Origin of the sequence: Pseudomonas sp. NPDC087029 (assembly GCF_044745345.1) — a bacterium.
GTDB lineage: Bacteria > Pseudomonadota > Gammaproteobacteria > Pseudomonadales > Pseudomonadaceae > Aquipseudomonas > Aquipseudomonas faucium.
Map to the genome: position 1 here is coordinate 18,979 of NZ_JBIVAB010000002.1, position 17,368 is coordinate 36,346.

The 17,368-nt window shown below is 67.6% G+C and carries 13 protein-coding genes; 10 read left to right on the forward strand and 3 right to left on the reverse strand.

All coding sequences use genetic code 11. The features are described 5' to 3' along the window. The first annotated feature begins 41 nt into the window (after positions 1 to 41). The 8 genes from ACIPG5_RS03540 to ACIPG5_RS03575 all read left to right on the forward strand — a co-directional run bounded on the left by ACIPG5_RS03540 (position 42) and on the right by ACIPG5_RS03575 (position 6,072). Positions 42 to 1,394, forward strand: coding sequence for a 3-oxoacyl-ACP reductase (locus ACIPG5_RS03540; protein ID WP_401373371.1), 1,353 nt, complete (start codon positions 42 to 44; stop codon positions 1,392 to 1,394). 2 nt (positions 1,395 to 1,396) lie between these two features. After that, positions 1,397 to 2,251 (forward strand): MaoC family dehydratase, encoded by an 855-nt coding sequence (locus ACIPG5_RS03545; protein WP_401373373.1) that lies wholly within the window; start codon positions 1,397 to 1,399, stop codon positions 2,249 to 2,251. Positions 2,252 to 2,317: 66 nt separating this feature from the next. Then, the gene (locus tag ACIPG5_RS03550; protein WP_176518073.1) at positions 2,318 to 2,623 is read left to right on the forward strand and encodes a MazG-like family protein; all 306 of its coding nucleotides are present in this window, start codon (positions 2,318 to 2,320) and stop codon (positions 2,621 to 2,623) included. Continuing rightward, complete coding sequence (locus ACIPG5_RS03555; RefSeq protein WP_176518072.1) at positions 2,620 to 3,369, forward strand: methyltransferase; 750 nt, start codon at positions 2,620 to 2,622, stop codon at positions 3,367 to 3,369. Before ACIPG5_RS03550 ends, ACIPG5_RS03555 begins: the two co-directional genes overlap by 4 nt. 21 nt (positions 3,370 to 3,390) lie before the next feature. Beyond that, positions 3,391 to 4,026, forward strand: coding sequence for a DUF4136 domain-containing protein (locus tag ACIPG5_RS03560; RefSeq protein ID WP_401373376.1), 636 nt, complete (start codon positions 3,391 to 3,393; stop codon positions 4,024 to 4,026). Between the two features lie 19 nt (positions 4,027 to 4,045). After that, complete coding sequence (locus ACIPG5_RS03565; RefSeq protein ID WP_176518070.1) at positions 4,046 to 4,615, forward strand: DUF4136 domain-containing protein; 570 nt, start codon at positions 4,046 to 4,048, stop codon at positions 4,613 to 4,615. Between the two features lie 90 nt (positions 4,616 to 4,705). After that, on the forward strand, positions 4,706 to 5,176 hold the full coding sequence (locus ACIPG5_RS03570) for an A24 family peptidase (protein ID WP_176518069.1): 471 nt from the start codon (positions 4,706 to 4,708) through the stop codon (positions 5,174 to 5,176). Positions 5,177 to 5,289: 113 nt separating this feature from the next. After that, complete coding sequence (locus ACIPG5_RS03575; protein ID WP_401373378.1) at positions 5,290 to 6,072, forward strand: response regulator transcription factor; 783 nt, start codon at positions 5,290 to 5,292, stop codon at positions 6,070 to 6,072. A gap of 54 nt (positions 6,073 to 6,126) precedes the next feature. On the opposite strand, the gene pbpC is transcribed toward ACIPG5_RS03575, so the two are convergent. Beyond that, positions 6,127 to 8,481 (reverse strand): peptidoglycan glycosyltransferase PbpC, encoded by a 2,355-nt coding sequence (gene pbpC / locus ACIPG5_RS03580; RefSeq protein WP_401373380.1) that lies wholly within the window; start codon positions 8,479 to 8,481, stop codon positions 6,127 to 6,129. A 77-nt stretch (positions 8,482 to 8,558) separates the two neighbouring features. On the opposite strand from pbpC, the gene ACIPG5_RS03585 reads away from it, so the two are divergent. Further along, positions 8,559 to 8,852 (forward strand): hypothetical protein, encoded by a 294-nt coding sequence (locus tag ACIPG5_RS03585; RefSeq protein WP_176518066.1) that lies wholly within the window; start codon positions 8,559 to 8,561, stop codon positions 8,850 to 8,852. 72 nt (positions 8,853 to 8,924) lie between these two features. Here the strand turns inward: ACIPG5_RS03585 and ACIPG5_RS03590 are convergent, their stop codons facing one another. After that, positions 8,925 to 13,826, reverse strand: a complete 4,902-nt coding sequence (locus ACIPG5_RS03590; protein ID WP_401373382.1) for an alpha-2-macroglobulin family protein — start codon at positions 13,824 to 13,826, stop codon at positions 8,925 to 8,927. A 96-nt stretch (positions 13,827 to 13,922) separates the two neighbouring features. Between ACIPG5_RS03590 and ACIPG5_RS03595 the strand changes: the two genes are divergently transcribed. Beyond that, the gene (locus ACIPG5_RS03595; protein ID WP_314617339.1) at positions 13,923 to 15,260 is read left to right on the forward strand and encodes an MATE family efflux transporter; all 1,338 of its coding nucleotides are present in this window, start codon (positions 13,923 to 13,925) and stop codon (positions 15,258 to 15,260) included. An 81-nt stretch (positions 15,261 to 15,341) separates the two neighbouring features. Here ACIPG5_RS03595 and speA read toward each other — a convergent pair whose 3' ends face one another. Continuing rightward, positions 15,342 to 17,255, reverse strand: coding sequence for an arginine decarboxylase (gene speA / locus ACIPG5_RS03600; RefSeq protein WP_401373384.1), 1,914 nt, complete (start codon positions 17,253 to 17,255; stop codon positions 15,342 to 15,344). Positions 17,256 to 17,368: the final 113 nt, after the last annotated feature.

Sequence of the window (17,368 nt, forward strand, 5' to 3'; positions counted from 1 at the left end):
TGGTCCACACTTGCAAGCTTGCCTTCAGGGAGACCCCGCACATGAGCGATCGCTATCTCGGCTTTGCCAACTCCAACCTCGGCCGGCGCCTGGTCGATGCCCTCGGGCTGCCACGCCCGGCGCCACTGGAACGTTGGCAGGCCGGCCGCCTGCGCCCGGTGGAGGGTGCCCTGGTGCTGGGCGGCGGCCCCCTGGCCAGCGCCGTCGAGGCCATCGCCCCGCGCCTGACCGACGAATGCTACAGCTTCAACGGTGAAGACCTGCAGGCCCCTGCCTGGGTCGCGGGCTTGGGGCCGAAACTCAAGGCCGTGGTGTTCGATGCCAGCCATCTGTCCGACAGCGATCAGCTCAAGCAGTTGCGCGAATTCTTCCAGCCGCTGCTGCGCAGCCTCGCCGCCTGCGCCCATGTGGTGATCCTCGGGCGAGCACCAGAGCAGCTCGACGACCCGCTGGCCAGCGTTGCCCAACGTGCCCTGGAGGGGTTCAGCCGGTCACTGGCCAAGGAGCTGCGCAACGGCGCCACGGCGCAGTTGCTGTACGTTGCCGAGGGAGCCGAAAACCAGCTCGAAGGCGCCTTGCGCTTCTTCCTGTCGCCCAAGAGCGCGTTCATTTCCGGCCAGGTGCTGCGCCTTGAGCCGTGCAATCAGCAGGTCGAAGACTGGACCCGACCGCTGGCCGGCCGGCGCGCCCTGGTCACCGGCGCTGCGCGGGGCATCGGCGCCGCCATCGCCGAAACCCTGGCCCGCGACGGTGCGCAGGTCTTGCTGCTGGACGTTCCCCAGGCGCAACAGGACCTCGACGCCCTGGCCGCGCGCCTGGGCGGCAAGGCCCTGGCCCTGGACATCTGCGCCGGCGACGCCGCCGCGCAATTGCTCCAGGCCCTGCCCGAGGGCATCGACATCGTCGTGCACAACGCCGGCATCACCCGCGACAAGACCCTGGCCAACATGACCCCGGAATACTGGGACGCGGTGCTGGCGGTCAACCTCAAGGCCCCGCAGGTACTGACCAAGGCGCTGTTCGACGGCGGCGCGCTGGGCGCGGATGCACGCATCACCCTGCTGGCCTCGGTCAGCGGCATTGCCGGCAACCGCGGCCAGTCCAACTACGCGGCGAGCAAGGCCGGGCTGATCGGCTTCGCCCAGGCCTGGGCGCCGACACTCGCCGAGCGCGGTGGCAGCATCAACGCCGTCGCCCCTGGCTTCATCGAAACGCACATGACCGCCGCCATGCCCATGGGCCTGCGCGAGGCCGGGCGGCGCTTGAGCTCGCTGGGCCAGGGCGGGCGCCCGCAGGATGTCGCCGAAGCCATCGCCTGGCTCAGCCAGCCGGGCTCCGGTGCGGTCAGCGGGCAGGTGCTGCGGGTGTGCGGCCAGGCACTGATGGGGGCGTGAACATGAACCGGCAATGGCACGACCTGCACAGCCCCGACGCCCGCGCCAGCCTGTACCTGCGGGCAGCCAGCAAGCGCAAGATCAGCGGCACCACGCTGCCGGCCACCGGCCTGCGCTGCTTCATCCGCGTAGACCCCGGCAACCTGGCGGCCTACCGCCGGCTCTGTCACTTCATCGACGACGGCCGGCTGCCGGGCACCTACCCGCACGTGATGGCCTTCACCCTGCAGTTGCAGCTGCTCACGGCCCACGACTTCCCATTCCCGCTGCTCGGCCTGGTCCACCTGCACAACCGCATCGAGGTGGTGCGCCCGCTGGGCGGCATCGACGGGCTGCGCTTCGCGGTCTACGCCGACAACCTGCAGGCACATGCCAAGGGCGGCACCTTCGACCTGGTCACCGAAGCCGAGGACGCCCTCGGCGTGCTCTGGCGCGAGACCAGCCGCATGCTGGTGCGCGGCCTGCACCTCGATGGCCAGCCTGATGCCAGCGAGGTCAGCGAACCCGACGCACTGCCGGAAGCCACCCGCTGGTACTGCGACAGCGACATCGGCCGGCGCTATGCCAAGGTGTGTGGCGACTACAACCCGATCCACCTGAGCGCCGCCAGCGCGCGGCTGTTCGGCTTCCCCAGGGCGATCGCCCACGGCATGTGGAGCAAGGCCATGGCCCTGGCGGCGCTGCGTACCCATATGCCCGCCAGCAGCGGCTACAGCTTCGAGGTGGATTTCCACAAGCCGGTGCGCCTGCCTTCGGAGGTGGTGCTCAGTGCCAGCGCGCCGGGGCCTGCGGGTGAGCTGCGTCTGGATGGGCATGGCGAGCTGCTGCACATGCTCGGGCGCTGGGCGCCACGCTAAGCGCCCCGAATCCGCTTGCTTTGCTTCGGGCCTCCCATGAAGCTATGCAGCATTAGGAGATCCCCGATGAACCTGCAAGAACTCACCGAACGCCTGCACCGAATCCGCGACAACAACGACTGGCGCGGCTTCCACAGCCCGAAGAACCTGGCCATGGCCGCCAGCGTGGAAATGGCCGAGCTGGTGGAAATCTTCCAGTGGCTGAGCGAGGACCAGTCGCGCCAGCTGCCGCCCGAGCAACTGGCCCACGCCGGCCAGGAGGTCGGTGACGTGGTGCTCTACCTGTTGCTGCTGTGCAGCGAACTGGGCCTGGACCTGGAGCAGGTGGTACGCGCCAAGCTGGCCGACAGCGAAAGGCGCTTTGCCCGATGAACGACCGTCATTTCGATGAGCTGGCCACGCGCTTCGCCGAGAAGATCTACGGCGGCGCCAAGGGCGCCATCCGCCTGGCCGTGCTCCAGGCCGACCTGGCCGAAACCCTGCCCGACCGCCCGCTGCGGGTGCTCGATATCGGGGCCGGCCTTGGCCACATGGCGCTCTGGCTGGCCGAGCGCGGCCACCACGTGACCCTGGCCGAACCGGCCGCGCCGATGCTCGAAGGCGCCCGCGCGCGCTTTGCCGAAGCCGGCCAGCACGCCACTTTTATCCAGGCGCCCTGGCAGGACCTGCTCGGCCAGCTCACCGAACCCTACGACCTGGTGCTGTGCCACGCCGTGCTCGAATGGCTGGCCGAACCGCAAAGCATCCTGCCAGTGCTGCACCAGCTCACCGTGCCCGGGGGCTGGTTGTCGCTGGCCTTCTACAACCGCGATGCGCTGGTCTATCGCAACCTGCTCAAGGGCCATTTCCGCAAACTGCGCAGCAACCGCCTGCAGGGTGAAAAGCAGAGCCTGACCCCGCAGAAACCGCTTGATCCACGTGAGCTCAAGGCGCAACTTGAAAGTCTGTGGCAAGTCGAAAGCGAGAGTGGCGTGAGGGTGTTCCACGACTACATGCCCAAGGAATTCCAGGACAAGGCCGAGTTGCTCGACCTGCTGGAAATGGAACTGGCCCACCGCCGTCACCCAAGCTTTGCCGGGCTGGGCCGCTACCTGCACTGGATGTGCCGCCCCCGCTGACCCGCCCGCCGGGAGGAATACATGCCGTACCGTCCGTTGTGCCTGGCCCTGCTGCCGTTGGCCCTGGCCGCCTGCCAGGCCAGCAACCCCTACGTTGCCAGCAGCCGCCCGCTGCCACCGGCCCCCGCCCAGGCGGCCAACACCTTCGACGCCAGCGCCTACCCGGCGCCGGCGCGTGACTACGGGCATTACCGCAGCTGGAGCTGGCGCAACGGCCAGCTGCCTACCGGCACGGCCAATGCCGACCCCGGGCAACTGGCCGACGCCGTCAGCGGCGCCCTCGACCAGCACGGCCTGCGCCCGGCCCGGGGCAGTGCCGGCGACCTGCTGGTAAGCGCCGACATGCGCCTGGAGCGGCGCCTGCGCCAGGTGCGCGACTATGACTACTACGACCCCTACTACGGCCCCTACCCCTACGGCGGAGTCGGTGTCGGTGGCTACCGCAATGGCTACGGCGGCTATGCCAGCGTGCCGATCGTGCGCACCTACGAAGTGGAGGTGATGGTGGTGCGCATCGACCTGTTCGATGCCCGCAATGGCGAGCCGGTGTGGAGCGCGAGTGCCGAAAGCGGCAGTGACCAGAGCTCGCCTCGCGATCGCGAAAGCGCCCTGCGCGAATCGGTGCACAAGGCGCTCAACGGCTATCCTCCCAGTTAACAGTTAACGGAGAACCATCATGTTGCGCCGCCTCGTTCTACTGTCGTTCGCGCTGCTGCTTGCGGCCTGCTCGAGCAACAACGTTCAGCAGGATTTCGACGCCAGCCGCGATTTTGCCGCCTACCGCAGCTGGGCATGGCAGGAACCGGGCTTGCAATACCGCCCGGATGACCCACGCATCAAGAGCGACCTGACCGAGCAGCGCATCCGCCAGGCCGTGGATGAACAGCTCGACCAGCGCGGCCTGCGCCCGGCCCAGGGCAACCGCCCGGCCGACCTCAAGGTACGCGCCTACCTGATCGTCGAGCAGCGCCAGCAACAGATCACCACCAACTACGGCGGCGGCTGGGGTGGCTACTGGAACGGCTACTGGGGCGGCCCGATGTACAACGAGACCCGCAGCGTCGACTACAAGGTGGCGACCATCCAGGTCGACCTGTTCGATGGCCACGACGGCAAGCTGGTGTGGCGCGGCAGCGCCGAGCAGATCATGAACAACTACCCGCCAAGCCCCGAAGAGCGCAACAGCGCGATCCAGAAGACCGTGGCCGAAGTGCTCAGCCATTACCCCCCTGGAAGCAAGAAATAGCCAGCACATAGCCCGTTCGTCAGATCGCGTCTACCCTGTTTAGGAAACCTGACTGAACGGGTAGCAGTGTTCAACGAATAAGGACTGCCAATGCAAAGCATTGTTCTCCTGATGTGGCTTGCCTTGTGCACTGAACAAGATATTCGCGAACGCCAGATCGCCAATTTCCTCACCCTGGGCGTTGCCGCCTGCGCCCTGGCCTGGCTGTTCGTCACCGGCCACAGCTGGATCGGCGCCGACGCCAGCGACGCCGGCTGGGCCCTGGCCATCGTCATGCTGCTGACCCTGCCCGGCTACATGCTCGGGCGCTTCGGCGCCGACGACGTCAAGCTGATGGGCGCCCTGGCCTTGGCCACCAGCCCGCAATACGTGCTGGGCACCTTCATCGGCGCCGGTGTCAGCGTGCTGTTGTGGCTGCTCACCCGCAGGCGTCTGTGGACCCTGCTCAACCCTAAGGTAAAGAAGCGCTTGCAGACCCTGACCGAGCAAATGGGCGACAAACAGGCCTTCGTCCCCTATGTGCTGACCGGCTTTCTGCTGACCGCCGTGTGGATCCAATAATCGTTCCTGCGGTCCGATACCTTGTACATGCCTTGTACAGAATCGCCAGCAGCGTCTACTTTTAAGCTGCCAGAGCGTCTGGTCCGGGAGCTGGGCCGTATAAGAACAGGGAGTTGATCGTGAACAAGTCAGTCAGTGAGGTGAAAGTCCTGGTAGTCGACGACCAGGAAATGATCGTCGAGCAGTTGTGCGAGTTCCTCGAAAGCCATGGCCACCCCTGCGTGGCCGCCTTCTCCACCGACCAGGCCATCGAACGCTATGTGGCCGACGAAGCCATCGGCCTGGTGCTGTGCGACCTGCACATGCCCGATCGCGATGGTATCGAGCTGGTCCGGGCGCTGAAGGAGGTTGCCGGGCGCCAGCGCATGTTCGAGGCGATCATGCTCACCGGCCGTGCCGACAAGCAGGACGTGATTCGCGCCCTGCGCGAGGGCTTTGCGGACTATTACCAAAAGCCCATGGACCTCGACGAGCTGCTCGAAGGCTTGCGCCGCCAGGAGCAGATACTGCTCGAGCGCAAGGCCAACTTCCGCGACCTGGGCAACCTCAACCAGCGCCTGCAGGACCTGGCGGGCTCGATCGATGAGCTTTACCAGGACCTCGAGAAAGCCCGCGGCCAGGGCGTGCACCGGCGCTCCACCGATGCCGAGGAAGCCGAAGGCGACCTGCCCGCAGCGTTCGAGAAACTCTCGCCACGCCAGCTGGAAGTGGCGCGCCTGGTGAGCAAGGGCAAGACCAACTACCAGATCGCCTGCGAACTGGGCATCACCGAGAACACCGTCAAGCTGTACGTTTCGCAGGTGCTGCGCCTGACCCACATGCACAACCGCACCCAGCTGGCGCTGGCGCTGACCCCCAGCTCTTCGCCGGTACACCTGCGCTTCACCACCCACTGACGCCCAGGCTCAGCATCGTTCGCGGCGCTCGCAGTTCGAACGCCGTCCTGCGCGCTACTCGTTGACCTGGAAGGCGACCCGCGCGGTGGCGCCGGTTTCGTCCAGGGCACTGAGTTCATGCTGCCCCACCCGCTCGAAGCGCACCTGCAGGCTGGCCTGCCCCTCGGTCTCGCCCAACGGCTGGCCATTGAGGAACCACCAGCGCCGCCCACCGCCGCCAAGGGCCGACACCTGCAGCTGCAACGGCTCGCTGCTGCTGGCCGGGCGGCGCAGGTTGTCGCCGGGGCGCACGCCAACGATCGACAGCGGCGGCGCACTGGCCGGCACCTGTGGCGGGCAGCTCGGGTCGATCGCCGGCAGCCGCGCCGCCCGCTGCTCGGCACGCGGCAACCAGGGTTCCAGCGGCGCCGGCCACAGGGCAATGTCGCGCTGCACGGCGCCCGCGCAACTGCCATCCACCCGCAACCCCTGGGCATTGACCCAAACCGGCTCGCGCAAGCCCAGCCCGAGCGGCTGGTCGGCCGCCTGCAGGGTCGGTGGCGTGGTGCCGTCGAGGGTCCAGGCAAAGCGCTGGCGGCGGCAGTTGGGGTCCAGGCGCGCCAGCGGCTGCCCCAGCGGCCAGCAGATCGCGGCCACGCCCACGCTGTCGGGCACCCGCTCGGCCGGCACGCTGATGCCACGCTGGCTGTCGCGGTTGCTCAGCAAGTCATGCACCTGCAGCATCAACGGCGCCGCCGACGCCAGGCCGAACTGCCCAGGCACCGGGGTGCCATCGGGCCGGCCGATCCACACGCCGATCAGGTAGCGCGGGCCGACGCCAATCGACCAGGCATCGCGAAAGCCGTAGCTGGTGCCGGTCTTCCAGGCCAGCTGCGGGCGCTGCACCAGCTCGGCATGCGGGTCGCGGTCTGGCCGCGCCTGGCCGCTGAGGATGCGCCGGATGATCCACGCCGCCCCGGGCGACAACAGACGCCGCTCCAGCAGCGGGTCCTGGGGCTGCAGGCGCACCTGGGCACTGTTGCCGGCGCGGGCCAGCGCGGCATAGCCGCCGACCAGCTCTTCCAGGCGGCTGCCGGCGCCGCCGAGAATCAGCGACAGGTTGGGCTCGGCCAGCGGCGGCAGCGCCAAGGGCATGCCAGCCATGCGCAATTGCGCGGCGAAGCGCTTGGGCCCATAGGCTTCGAGCAACTGCACCGCCGGCAGGTTGAGCGACAGCGCCAGCGCCGAGCTGGCCGATACCGGGCCACTGAAGCCCATGGAGAAGTTGCCGGGGCGGTAGTCGCCGTAGCGGCGCGGCACATCCTGCAGCAGCGACTCGGAATGGATCAGGCCGTCGTCCAGGGCCATGCCGTAGAGAAACGGCTTGAGGGTCGAACCCGGTGAGCGCAGCGAGCGAACCATGTCGACATGGCCGAAACGGCGCTCGTCGGCGAGGTCGATCGAGCCCAGGTAGGCGCGCGTCGCCATGCTTTGCGCATCCACCACCAGGATCGCCGCCGAGGTGCGTTCCGGCAGGCGCGCACGCCAGCCCAGCAGCAGGTCTTCCAGGCGCCGTTGCAGGGAGGCGTCCAGGGTGGTGCGGATCAGCGGCGGGCTGCCGGGGGTGTTCAGGCGTCGTGCCAGCAGCGGCGCCAGCGCAGGCTCCTGACGTGGCGCCAGCAACAGCGGCTCTTCGCGGGCTTCGCTGATCTGCTGGGCGGGCCAGACCTGGTACTCGGCCAGGCGCTGCAGCACCTTGTCCCGCGCGCGCTGGGCACGCGCCGGGTGGCGGTCCGGGCGCAAGCGGCTCGGCGCCTGGGGCAGCACCGCCAGCAGCGCCGCTTCGGCGGCGGTGAGGTGCTGCGGCGACTTGCCAAGGTACGCCCAACTGGCCGCTGCCACGCCCTGCAAGGTGCCGCCGAACGGCGCGCGGTTGAGGTAGAGCTGCAGGATCTCGCGCTTGGACAGGTGCCATTCCAGCTGCGCCGTGCGCCACAGTTGCCGCAGTTTCCCGGCCAGGGTGCGGTCGTGCGGGTCGAGCAGGCGTGCCACCTGCATCGACAGCGTGCTGCCGCCCGACACCACGCGCCCGCCGCGCAGGTTCAGCCACGCCGCCCGCACCAGCGCCAGCGGGTTGACCCCCGGGTGGTGGTAGAACCAGCGGTCCTCGTAGGTGAGCAGCGCCTGCAGGTAGTAGGGCGACACCTGCTCCGGACTGACTGGATAGCGCCATACCCCGTCGGCATCGGCAAAGCGCCACAACGGCGTGCCGTCCTCGGCCAGCACCACCCGCGCCAGGTCGTCTGCCGGCATGGGCAGCGGCCACAGGCGGTCGGCCAGCCACAACAGGCCGCACAGCAGCGCGATGGCGATGGCACTGGCGCGCAGCAAGCGGCCCGCACGGGTGCGCGGTCGAGCTAAGCTAGGCATCGGGGAACCGACCTGGCCAGGTAATGGCCAAAGGCTTGAAAGCGGCAACTCGCCGAATCGTTCATCAGGAAGCAACTATGCATGTAGAAGGTTTTTTCGAGTGGCTTGGCCAGGCGCTGGGGGCGTTGATCCGCTTTGTCGTCGATGCGCTGAGCGGCCTGTTCAACCTGCTGGCCAATGCCGGTGGCAACTTCATCGATGGCCTGGCACGCACGCTGGGCATGGACACTTCGCTGGTCAGCATCCTCGCCCTGATCGTTGGCCTGATGCTGCTGTACTCGGCAATCCGCGCCTTCATGCGCGCCTCGATCATTCTCGGGATCATCTGGCTGGTGCTGGGGTTGTGGGTGATGAGCTGGGTGATTCACTGACCTTTAACCCATCGCCGGCAAGCCGGCTCCCACGGGCCTGTGGGAGCCGGCTTGCCGGCGATGGGGCCAGCACTACCGCGCCTTGACCGTCATCTCGCCCTGCCCTTCGCCCACCGCCTGCAGGTTCGGCCGGTACATCGACTCCACCTGCGCCGGCGGCACGCGGTAGGTGCCCGGGGTCACCGCCCGCGCCAGGTACAGCAGGTGGGTGGTGCCATAGCCATCGAGCTTGAGCGCCGCCACGTAGCGGTCATCGCGGTACTCCTGATGCACCACGCTGGCGTTCTGCATCGACTCCCGCCACTCTTTCACCGCACTGCTGGCGTTGTCCAGGCTCGCGGCGCTCTGCGCCAGGTTCTGGTTTTCCAGCTCCAGGCCCGCCGGCAACAGGTCCACCACCAATGCATCCGGCACACGCTCCTGGGCTTTCAATGCCAGGTGCACCAGCACCAGGTCGCCACTGCGCAGGTTGTGCAGGTCCAGCGGCTGGCCATTCATGCCCAGGTATTCGCGGCGAATCTCCATGCCATTGCCGCCTGCCGCAGGTGCCTGGCGCGGGTAGCCGGAGAGCGTGAGCTGCTGGTAGAGCGTGACGCTGCCTTCGTTCTGCACGCTCAAGGGCGATGCCAGCAGCGGGCCTTCGAGCTTCATGCCCGCGTCGTCGTTGCTGAACTCACGCACCTCACCGGCACTGTCCAGGCGCGCGCGCCACTGGCCTTCCGGCTTGCCCAGCAGGCCACGGCCTGCCAGGTACAGGGCATTGCGCTCCTGGGTCGACAGCCAGCGGTTGGCCGCCAACTCATCGGACAGGGCAAACAGGCGCTGGTCGACCTGGTCAGCGGCCAGGCTGCTCTCCTGCAGCAGCGCCAGGATCAGCGCCTGGTCACGCAGGCTGCTGCCGTAGTCGGCCATCCAGCCCTTGCTGCGGCTGATGCCAAGGCCGGCTTGCAGCGCTTGCTGCGCGCGCGGCTTGTCGCCCATCTTGTCCAGCGCCACGGCCAGTTGCACCAGCGGCAGGCCCGAGCGCGCATCGGCACGCCGTTCGAACAGGCTGCGCAGGGCGCCCAGCGGCGCCTGCTGGTTGCGCGCCAGCACCAGTGCGGCGTAGGCCTGCACGGCAAAACGGGTGTGCTCGGCGTATTCGCTGTAGTCCACCTCGATCAGGTTGCGCTCCTGCAGGTAGCGCAACAGGCGCTCGTTGGCCTTCTTCAGCGCATCGGCCGGCACGCCATAGCCCTGGTCGCGGGCGCGCAGGAGGAAGTCGGTGACATAGGCGGTCAGCCAGTACTCCTCCTCGCTGTCGGCACTCCACAGGCCGAAGCTGCCGTTGTAGCGCTGCATGCCCAGCAGGTGCTCGATGCCCATCTCGATCTTGCGCTTGCGCACGTCTGCCGGCTCGCCCTTGATGCCCAGGCGCTTGAGGCTTTCGGCATCGGCGTAGAGCGACGGGTAGAGGCCGCTGGTGGTCTGCTCGAGGCAACCGTAGGGGTAGGCTTCGAGGGCGCGGATCTGCTCGGCCAGGTTCAGCGGCGGGCGGCTCGACAGCGCCAGGCTGGCTTCCAGGCCAGCAGGCTCGAAGGCCGCCAGGTCGGCGTCCGGTAAGGTCCACGGCTGGTCCTTGAGCGCTACCCGGTAGTGCTTGAGCATCGCCGGGTAGGCCGGGCGGATGCCCAGGGTCCATTCGCGGGTGAAGGCCGTGGCCGGCTCACCCGGCAACTGCAGGCCATTGACCTGCACCTGCACCTTGCCTTGCCCCAGGCCGCCCTGGGCCTGCACCGGAATCATCAGTGTGCTGCGCTGGCCCTCGGCCAGAGTGACGCTTTGCTGGGCGCTCGCCGTCAGGCTCAACGGCCCTTCGGTGCTGACCTGCACCGTCAGCTGCTGGGCCTGGCCGGAGAGGTTGGCCAGGTCCAGCGCCAGCCGGGTCTGGTCGCCACCGGCGAGGAAGCGCGGCGCCGAAAGTTCGGCAATCAGCGGCGCGGCCACCACGGTCTTGCCTTCGGCCATGCCGAAGTGTTCCTCGGTCCAGGCCTGGGCCATCAGCCGCAGTTCGCCATTGAAGTCGGGGATATCCACCGTCGCCTGGCCTTCGCCCTTGTCGTCCAGGGTCACTGGCAGGCTCTGCTGGGCGACGATGGTCACCGTGGTGTTCGGGCGCTTGCCGCCCTTGGCCATCGCCGCGTCGCCGCCGAACGCCAGGCTGGCCAGGCGGCCCTGGCCGGCTTCGATGAGCTGGCCGTAGATGTCCAGCTGGTCGGCGCCGTAGGCCTTGCGGCCGAACAGGCTGGCGAATGGGTCGGGGGTCTTGAAGTCGGTGATGTTGAGGATGCCCACGTCGACCGCGGACAACAGCACATGCACCTGCTTGGGAATGCTGCCGTCGGCATTGGCAGCCTTGAAGCGCACCGTCAGGGGTTGCTTGGGCCGCATCTTCTCGGGCGCCTGCAGGCTCAGCGCCAGCTTGCGCTCGGCGCGGGCCAGCGGCAGGTGGAGGACGCCGACCGCGCGTTTTGGCGTGGCGTTGGCCTTGCGCTCGCCCGGGCGAATCACCAGGGCGCTGAGGTACAGGTCGTGGCGCGCCCAGTTCTTGTCGAGCTGTACCTCGAAGGTCTTGCCTTCGGCCGGCACCTCGATTTCCTGCCACCACAGTGGGCCATCGCTGGACTCCACCATCAGGTAGCCGCTACCGGCGGCGGGCGGGGTCACGGTCACCTTGGCCGTGGCGCCGTCGGCATAGGCCGGCTGGTCCAGCGCCAGTTTCACCTGGTCGGGGCGCACCGCACCGCCTTCGGCGTTGTCCTGGGCGCGGTAGCCGGCCCAGAAGCGTTCGCTGGAAACCAGGCCGGTCTGCGGGTCTTCCACCTCGACGCGGTACGGCCCCCACTCCACCTGGAAGTTGAGCTTGGCGGTGGAGCCCGCCTCGACGTCGAGGGTCTGTTCATCCTGGGTGAGGAATTTCTCGTTGTAGGCGTAGCTCCAGCCGTCGCTTTGCGAGTAGTTCCAGTAGTAGTCGCGGCGCTCGCGGATCAGCCGCACCTTGAGCCCTTCGGCAGCGAGCTTGTGGCCGTCACGGTCGGCCACCAGGAATTCAAATTGCACCGGGCCGTCGCTGTCGGTTTCCTCGCCCTCGAACAGGCCGCGCAGCCCGGGCAGGCGCTCGGCAGGCCAGATCGGTTGCTCCAGGCGACGGGTAATCGGGCGGCCGCCGGACTCCTGCAAGCTGGCCTGCACCGTCAGTTGCAGCGGCGAACGGGCCTCGGCCCAACGGCTTTCGATATCGACCACGGCCTTGCCGGCCTGGTCGAGGGTGACTTCATCGAGCTCCAGGTCCTGGTTGAGGTCAGCCTCGGTGACCGAGCCGAACTGGTAGCCGGGCAGCGCCGGCACCGCTTCGCGCAGTGGGCGCAGGTAGGCCTGGCCACTCAGGCGATTGCCCGCGGCCGGGGCGCCATACAGGTAGCGGCCATTGACCTGGATGCGCGCGTCATCTTCCGGCGCAAGCGGCGTGCTGCTGCCCTTGAGCTCCAGCGCCAGGCGCTCGGGCAGGAAGTCTTCGACGAGGAATTCGTACACCTGCTTGCGCCCACCACCGAGGTCGAGCAACAGCTGCCAGCGGCCGGTCGGGGCTTCTGTCGCCAGTTGCAACTGGTACTGGTACAGGCCGTTGCCATCGGCCTCCCAGACGAACTTGCGGCTGACTTGTTCGTCGGGGCGGCGCACTTCCACGCTGACCGGCTGGGCCTTGACCGGCTTGCCGTCCTGATCGCGCAGCAGGCCGTTGAGCAGCACGGTTTCACCGGGGCGGTACAGGTCACGCGGGCCGAAGATGAAGAACTGCAGCGGGTTGGCCTGGGGGCCGGTGATGTCGAATTCGGCCAGGTCCAGGGCCGCGGTGTTCAGGCGCAGCAGCGTGGTGTGCACGCCCTGGGTGGCGATCAGGGTGTCGGCCTTGGCAGTGATCGGCAGTTGCGCGTGGCCCGCACCATCGGTGCTGGCCTGGGCCAGCAGCTTGCCCTTGTCGTCGTGCAGTTCAAGGTTGACGCCGCTCAGTGCCTTGCCGCCTTCCAGAGCCTGGGCGAACACGTCCAGGCGGTCGCGGTAGCGGTGGGCGGACACGCCGATGTCGCTGAGGGTGAACAGGGTCGCGGGCTGCGAGTAATCGTAGGTGCCCGAGGCGCGCATCACCGCCAGGTACACACCCGGCGCCTGCAGCGGCTTGATGCCGGCGATGGGCAGCAGCACGGTCTCGCGGGTGTTGCGCGCCGGGTTGAGGTCGAAGCGGCCGCTGTACACCAGCTCGGCCATGTCCAGGGTTTCCTTGGACTGGTAGTAGTACAGGCTGCTGTTGCGGCCCCAGCCCACCAGGAACTCCGACAGCCTGTCCGGCTTGACCCGGAAGAACTCGACATCGACCTTGTCGACGTTCAGGGCGATCACCGGCAGGCCTTCGGCCAGGCGCGTGGGCAGCAGCGAGCCGCGGCTGGCGAAGCCGACCGTGGGCTGCATGTCGCGGGTCTCCAGGCGGGTCACCGATTCGGCGGCCAGCGTCTGGCCATTGACCGCCAGCAGGCCCTTGTCGACGGTGAGCACCAGCTTGCGCTGTGGCTCCAGATGACGCAGGCGCAGCTCCATCTGGTTGTCGGAGAGCTCCCAGGCGCCGTCGACCTTGCCCTTCACGGTGTCGACCAGGTGCACTTTGCTGGCCAAATCCTGCTTGGCGTCCAGCGGCACGGAGAAGCTCACCGACAGGCTGCTGGCGCCGTCCAGTTGCACTTCCGAGGCATCCAGCACGCTCAGTTCGCGGCCTTCGTAGCGCTTGGCGAGCACGGCCGGGTCTTCGCGCCGGGCAGCGGGGGCTTCGGCCGGCGCGGCCGCCTGGGGTTTTTCGGCAGGTGCGGGCTTGCCCGGCGTCGAGGAGTCACAGGCACTGAGCAAGGCCAGCGCGCAGGCCAGCAACAATCCTTTGTTGAACATGGAGTGGGAACTCTTTGGCAGCGGGTACGTGAGGGCAGCAACTATAGCGCAACGCTAGGTAGAATAGCGTCCGCCTCCGCACACCCAGGACTTCGCATGGCCTCTCTGACCGCCGACTGGCGTCACTCTCTCACCCACCGCAAGGTGTGGGCCCTGGCCGCGCCGATGATCCTGTCGAATATTTCCGTGCCCATGGTCGCGCTGGTGGACAGCACGGTCATCGGCCACTTGCCCCACGCCCATCAGCTCGGTGCGGTCGCCGTGGGCGGCACGCTGTTTACCTTCATGGTCGGCTTGATGGGGTTTCTGCGCATGGGCTCCACGGGCTTCGCCGCCCAGGCCGCAGGGCGTGCCGATGGCGCGGCGCTGCGCCAGGTGCTGGTGCAAGGGCTGCTGCTGGCGGTGGGCCTGGCCCTGCTGATCGGCCTCTTCGCCCTGCCCTTGAGCCAGTTGGCGCTGCAGGCCATGCAACCGAGCGCCGAGCTGCAGCAGTCGACCGAAACCTTCTTCCACACCCGCCTGCTCGGCCTACCGGCGGCGCTGGCCAGCTATGCGCTGGTGGGCTGGTTCCTCGGCACCCAGAATGCACGCGCACCACTGGCGATCCTGCTGACCACCAACCTGCTGAACATCGCCCTCAACCTGTGGTTCGTGCTGGGCCTGGACTGGGGCGTGCTGGGCTCGGCGCGGGCCTCGGTGATTGCCGAGTGGAGCGCCGCACTGCTCGGCCTGGCCCTGACCCGCCCCGCCCTGCGCGCCTACCCCGGGCAGGTCGCCTGGGCCGCGCTCAAGCGCTGGCAGGCCTGGCGGCCGTTGCTGGCAGTCAACCGCGATATCTTCCTGCGCAGCCTGGCGCTGCAGCTGGTGTTCCTCTTGATTACCGTGCAGGGCGCCCGCCTGGGCGAGGCCACGGTGGCGGCCAACGCGCTGCTGCTCAACGGCCTGCTGCTCACTGCCTATGCCCTGGATGGCCTGGCGCATGCCGTGGAAGCGCTGTGCGGGCATGCCATTGGTGCACGCGATGGCGACACCCTGCGCCGATCACTGGTGGTGGCCTGTGGCTGGTCGTTGATCACCAGCCTTGGGTTTGCCGGGTTGTTCCTGCTGGGCGGGCACCTGTTCATCGACCTGCAGACCGACATCGCCAGCGTGCGGGCAGCGGCGTACCCCTACCTGCCCTACCTGGCGGTGCTGCCCTTGATTGCAGTGTGGAGCTACTTGCTCGACGGGCTGTTCATCGGCGCGACGCGGGCGCGGGAGATGCGCAATGCAATGCTGCTGTCGGTGCTGGTCGCACTGCCGCTGGCCTGGGCCATGAGAGGGTTCGGCAACCATGGGTTGTGGTTGGCGTTTCTTGCCTTCATGGCGTTGCGGGCGGTGACCTTGGGGTGGGTTGGCTGGCGGTTGCAGCGCAAGGGGTTGTGGACCGAGTAAAAAGCTCGCCGGCAAGCCGGCTCCCACAGGCCTGGGTGGGAGCCGGCTTGCCGGCGATGGGCCGCAAAGCGGCCCCGGCGATTACGACGAGAGGTACGAGGAGCGGGTCAGGCCCAGGCGCAAGGCGTCGAGGAACTGGGTGCGCTCGCGGGCGCTGATCTTGGCGCTGGCCACCTTGTCGCGGTAGTGGGTCATCAACTCCTCCGGCGACAGGTGCACGTAGCGCAGCATGTCCTCGATGGTGTCGTGGGTCTCGATACCGGCGTGGTACACGCTGCCATCGGCGTTCTGGTAGATGTTCACCGAATCGGTGTCACCGAACAGGTTGTGCATGTCGCCGAGGATCTCCTGGTAGGCGCCGACCAGGAACACGCCCAGCAGGTAGTCCTCGCCTTCGTTGACCGCATGCACCGGCATGCTGGTCTCGATGCTCTGCTCGTCGACGTACTGGTTGATCTTGCCGTCGGAGTCGCAGGTCAGGTCCTGCAGCACGGCGCGGCGCATCGGCTCTTCATCCAGGCGGTGCAGCGGGATGATCGGCAGCACCTGGCCGATGGCCCAGGTGTCGGGCAGGCTCTGGAACACCGAGAAGTTGCAGATGTACTTGTCGGCCAGCTTGTCGTTGAGCTCGTCCAGCACCTGGCGGTGCGAGCGCTGGCGGGCTTTCAGCGAGTTGTGCAGGCGACGGCAGACGGCGAAGTAGCACTGCTCGGCCAGGGCCTTTTCGGCCAGGCTGAGCTTGCCATCGGCGTACTGCGCAGCCACGTCGCCCATGTAGTGGGTGGCGCGCCAGTAGGTTTCGGTGACCATCTCGATGTCGGTCGGGCCAAGCAGGTCGACCAGCCACTGCACGGTTTCCGGCAGGCTTTGCTTGTTCTCGATCAGCGGCACTTCGTCGTTGTGGCTTTCGACGTCGGTCACCTGGATCACCAGCATGGCGTGGTGCGCGGTCAGCGAACGGCCGCTTTCGGAGAAGATGTGCGGGTGCGGCAGGCCCTGCGCGTCGCAGAACTCCTTGAGCATGCCCACCACCACGCCGGCGTAGTCGTCCATGTCGTAGTTGATCGAGCTGGCGTTGCGCGAGTGGGTGCCGTCGTAATCCACGCCCAGGCCACCGCCCACGTCGATATGGTCGACCGGCAGGCCCAGCGCACGCAGCTCGCCGTAGTAGCGGATGGCTTCCTTGAAGCCGTGCTGGTAGTCGGCCAGGTTGGCGATCTGCGAGCCCATGTGGAAGTGCAGCAGGCGGATGCCCTGGTCCAGGCCGGCATCGCGGAAGCGCTGCACCACCGAGATCAGCTGGGCGGCCGAGAGGCCGAACTTGGACTTCTCGCCCCCGGTGTCGGCCCACTTGCTCGACGCCAGCGACGACAGGCGCACACGCAGGCCGACCTGCGGCTTGACCTTGAGGTCGGCAGATTCTTCGATCACCAGGGCCACTTCGGACTCTTTCTCGATGACGATGAACACGTTGTGGCCGAGCTTCTGGCCCATCAGCGCCAGGCGGATGAACTCGCGGTCCTTGTAGCCGTTGCAGACGATGGTGCCGCCCTTGGGCGCCAGCGCCAGCACCGCCAGCAGCTCGGGCTTGGAGCCGGCTTCCAGGCCGATGGAGACGTTCTGCGTGGCGATGATGTTCTCCACCACCGCTTCTTGCTGGTTGACCTTGATCGGGTACAGCGCGGTGTACTGGCTCTGGTATTCAAGGCGCGCGATGTTGGCATCGAAGGCGCCGGTCAGCTGGCGCACGCGGTCCTGCAGGATATCGGGGAAGCGCACCAGCAATGGCAGCGACAGGCCGCTCTGGCGCAGCTCGTCGACCTGCTCGTACAGGTCGATCGGCGCGCTGCCTGGGCCGTTGGGGCGCACTTCGACGCGCCCGGCTTCATTGATGGCGAAATAACCAGCGCCCCAATGGCGGATGCCATAAACACTGCGGCTGTCGGCCACGGTCCATTGGCTACCATCGTCTTTGCGTGTGCGTCGTACGGACATTCAAGTCCCCTATAGAAAAGTCCAAGACACTGCCCCGCAAGGAGGCGGGCGCAGTGTAAAAGCTGAAAATGACGATTCGTCCGTGCCCAGGGGTAGACCCTGGCCACGGCAAC

Bases quoted from the DNA above. Each gene is read 5' to 3' on its own strand.
- ACIPG5_RS03540 (WP_401373371.1), top strand. From the start codon at position 42: ATGAGCGATCGCTATCTCGGCTTTGCCAACTCCAACCTCGGCCGGCGC.
- ACIPG5_RS03545 (WP_401373373.1), top strand. From the start codon at position 1,397: ATGAACCGGCAATGGCACGACCTGCACAGCCCCGACGCCCGCGCCAGC.
- ACIPG5_RS03550 (WP_176518073.1), top strand. From the start codon at position 2,318: ATGAACCTGCAAGAACTCACCGAACGCCTGCACCGAATCCGCGACAAC.
- ACIPG5_RS03555 (WP_176518072.1), top strand. From the start codon at position 2,620: ATGAACGACCGTCATTTCGATGAGCTGGCCACGCGCTTCGCCGAGAAG.
- ACIPG5_RS03560 (WP_401373376.1), top strand. From the start codon at position 3,391: ATGCCGTACCGTCCGTTGTGCCTGGCCCTGCTGCCGTTGGCCCTGGCC.
- ACIPG5_RS03565 (WP_176518070.1), top strand. From the start codon at position 4,046: ATGTTGCGCCGCCTCGTTCTACTGTCGTTCGCGCTGCTGCTTGCGGCC.
- ACIPG5_RS03570 (WP_176518069.1), top strand. From the start codon at position 4,706: ATGCAAAGCATTGTTCTCCTGATGTGGCTTGCCTTGTGCACTGAACAA.
- pbpC (WP_401373380.1), bottom strand. From the start codon at position 8,481: ATGCCTAGCTTAGCTCGACCGCGCACCCGTGCGGGCCGCTTGCTGCGC.
- ACIPG5_RS03585 (WP_176518066.1), top strand. From the start codon at position 8,559: ATGCATGTAGAAGGTTTTTTCGAGTGGCTTGGCCAGGCGCTGGGGGCG.
- ACIPG5_RS03590 (WP_401373382.1), bottom strand. From the start codon at position 13,826: ATGTTCAACAAAGGATTGTTGCTGGCCTGCGCGCTGGCCTTGCTCAGT.
- ACIPG5_RS03595 (WP_314617339.1), top strand. From the start codon at position 13,923: ATGGCCTCTCTGACCGCCGACTGGCGTCACTCTCTCACCCACCGCAAG.
- speA (WP_401373384.1), bottom strand. From the start codon at position 17,255: ATGTCCGTACGACGCACACGCAAAGACGATGGTAGCCAATGGACCGTG.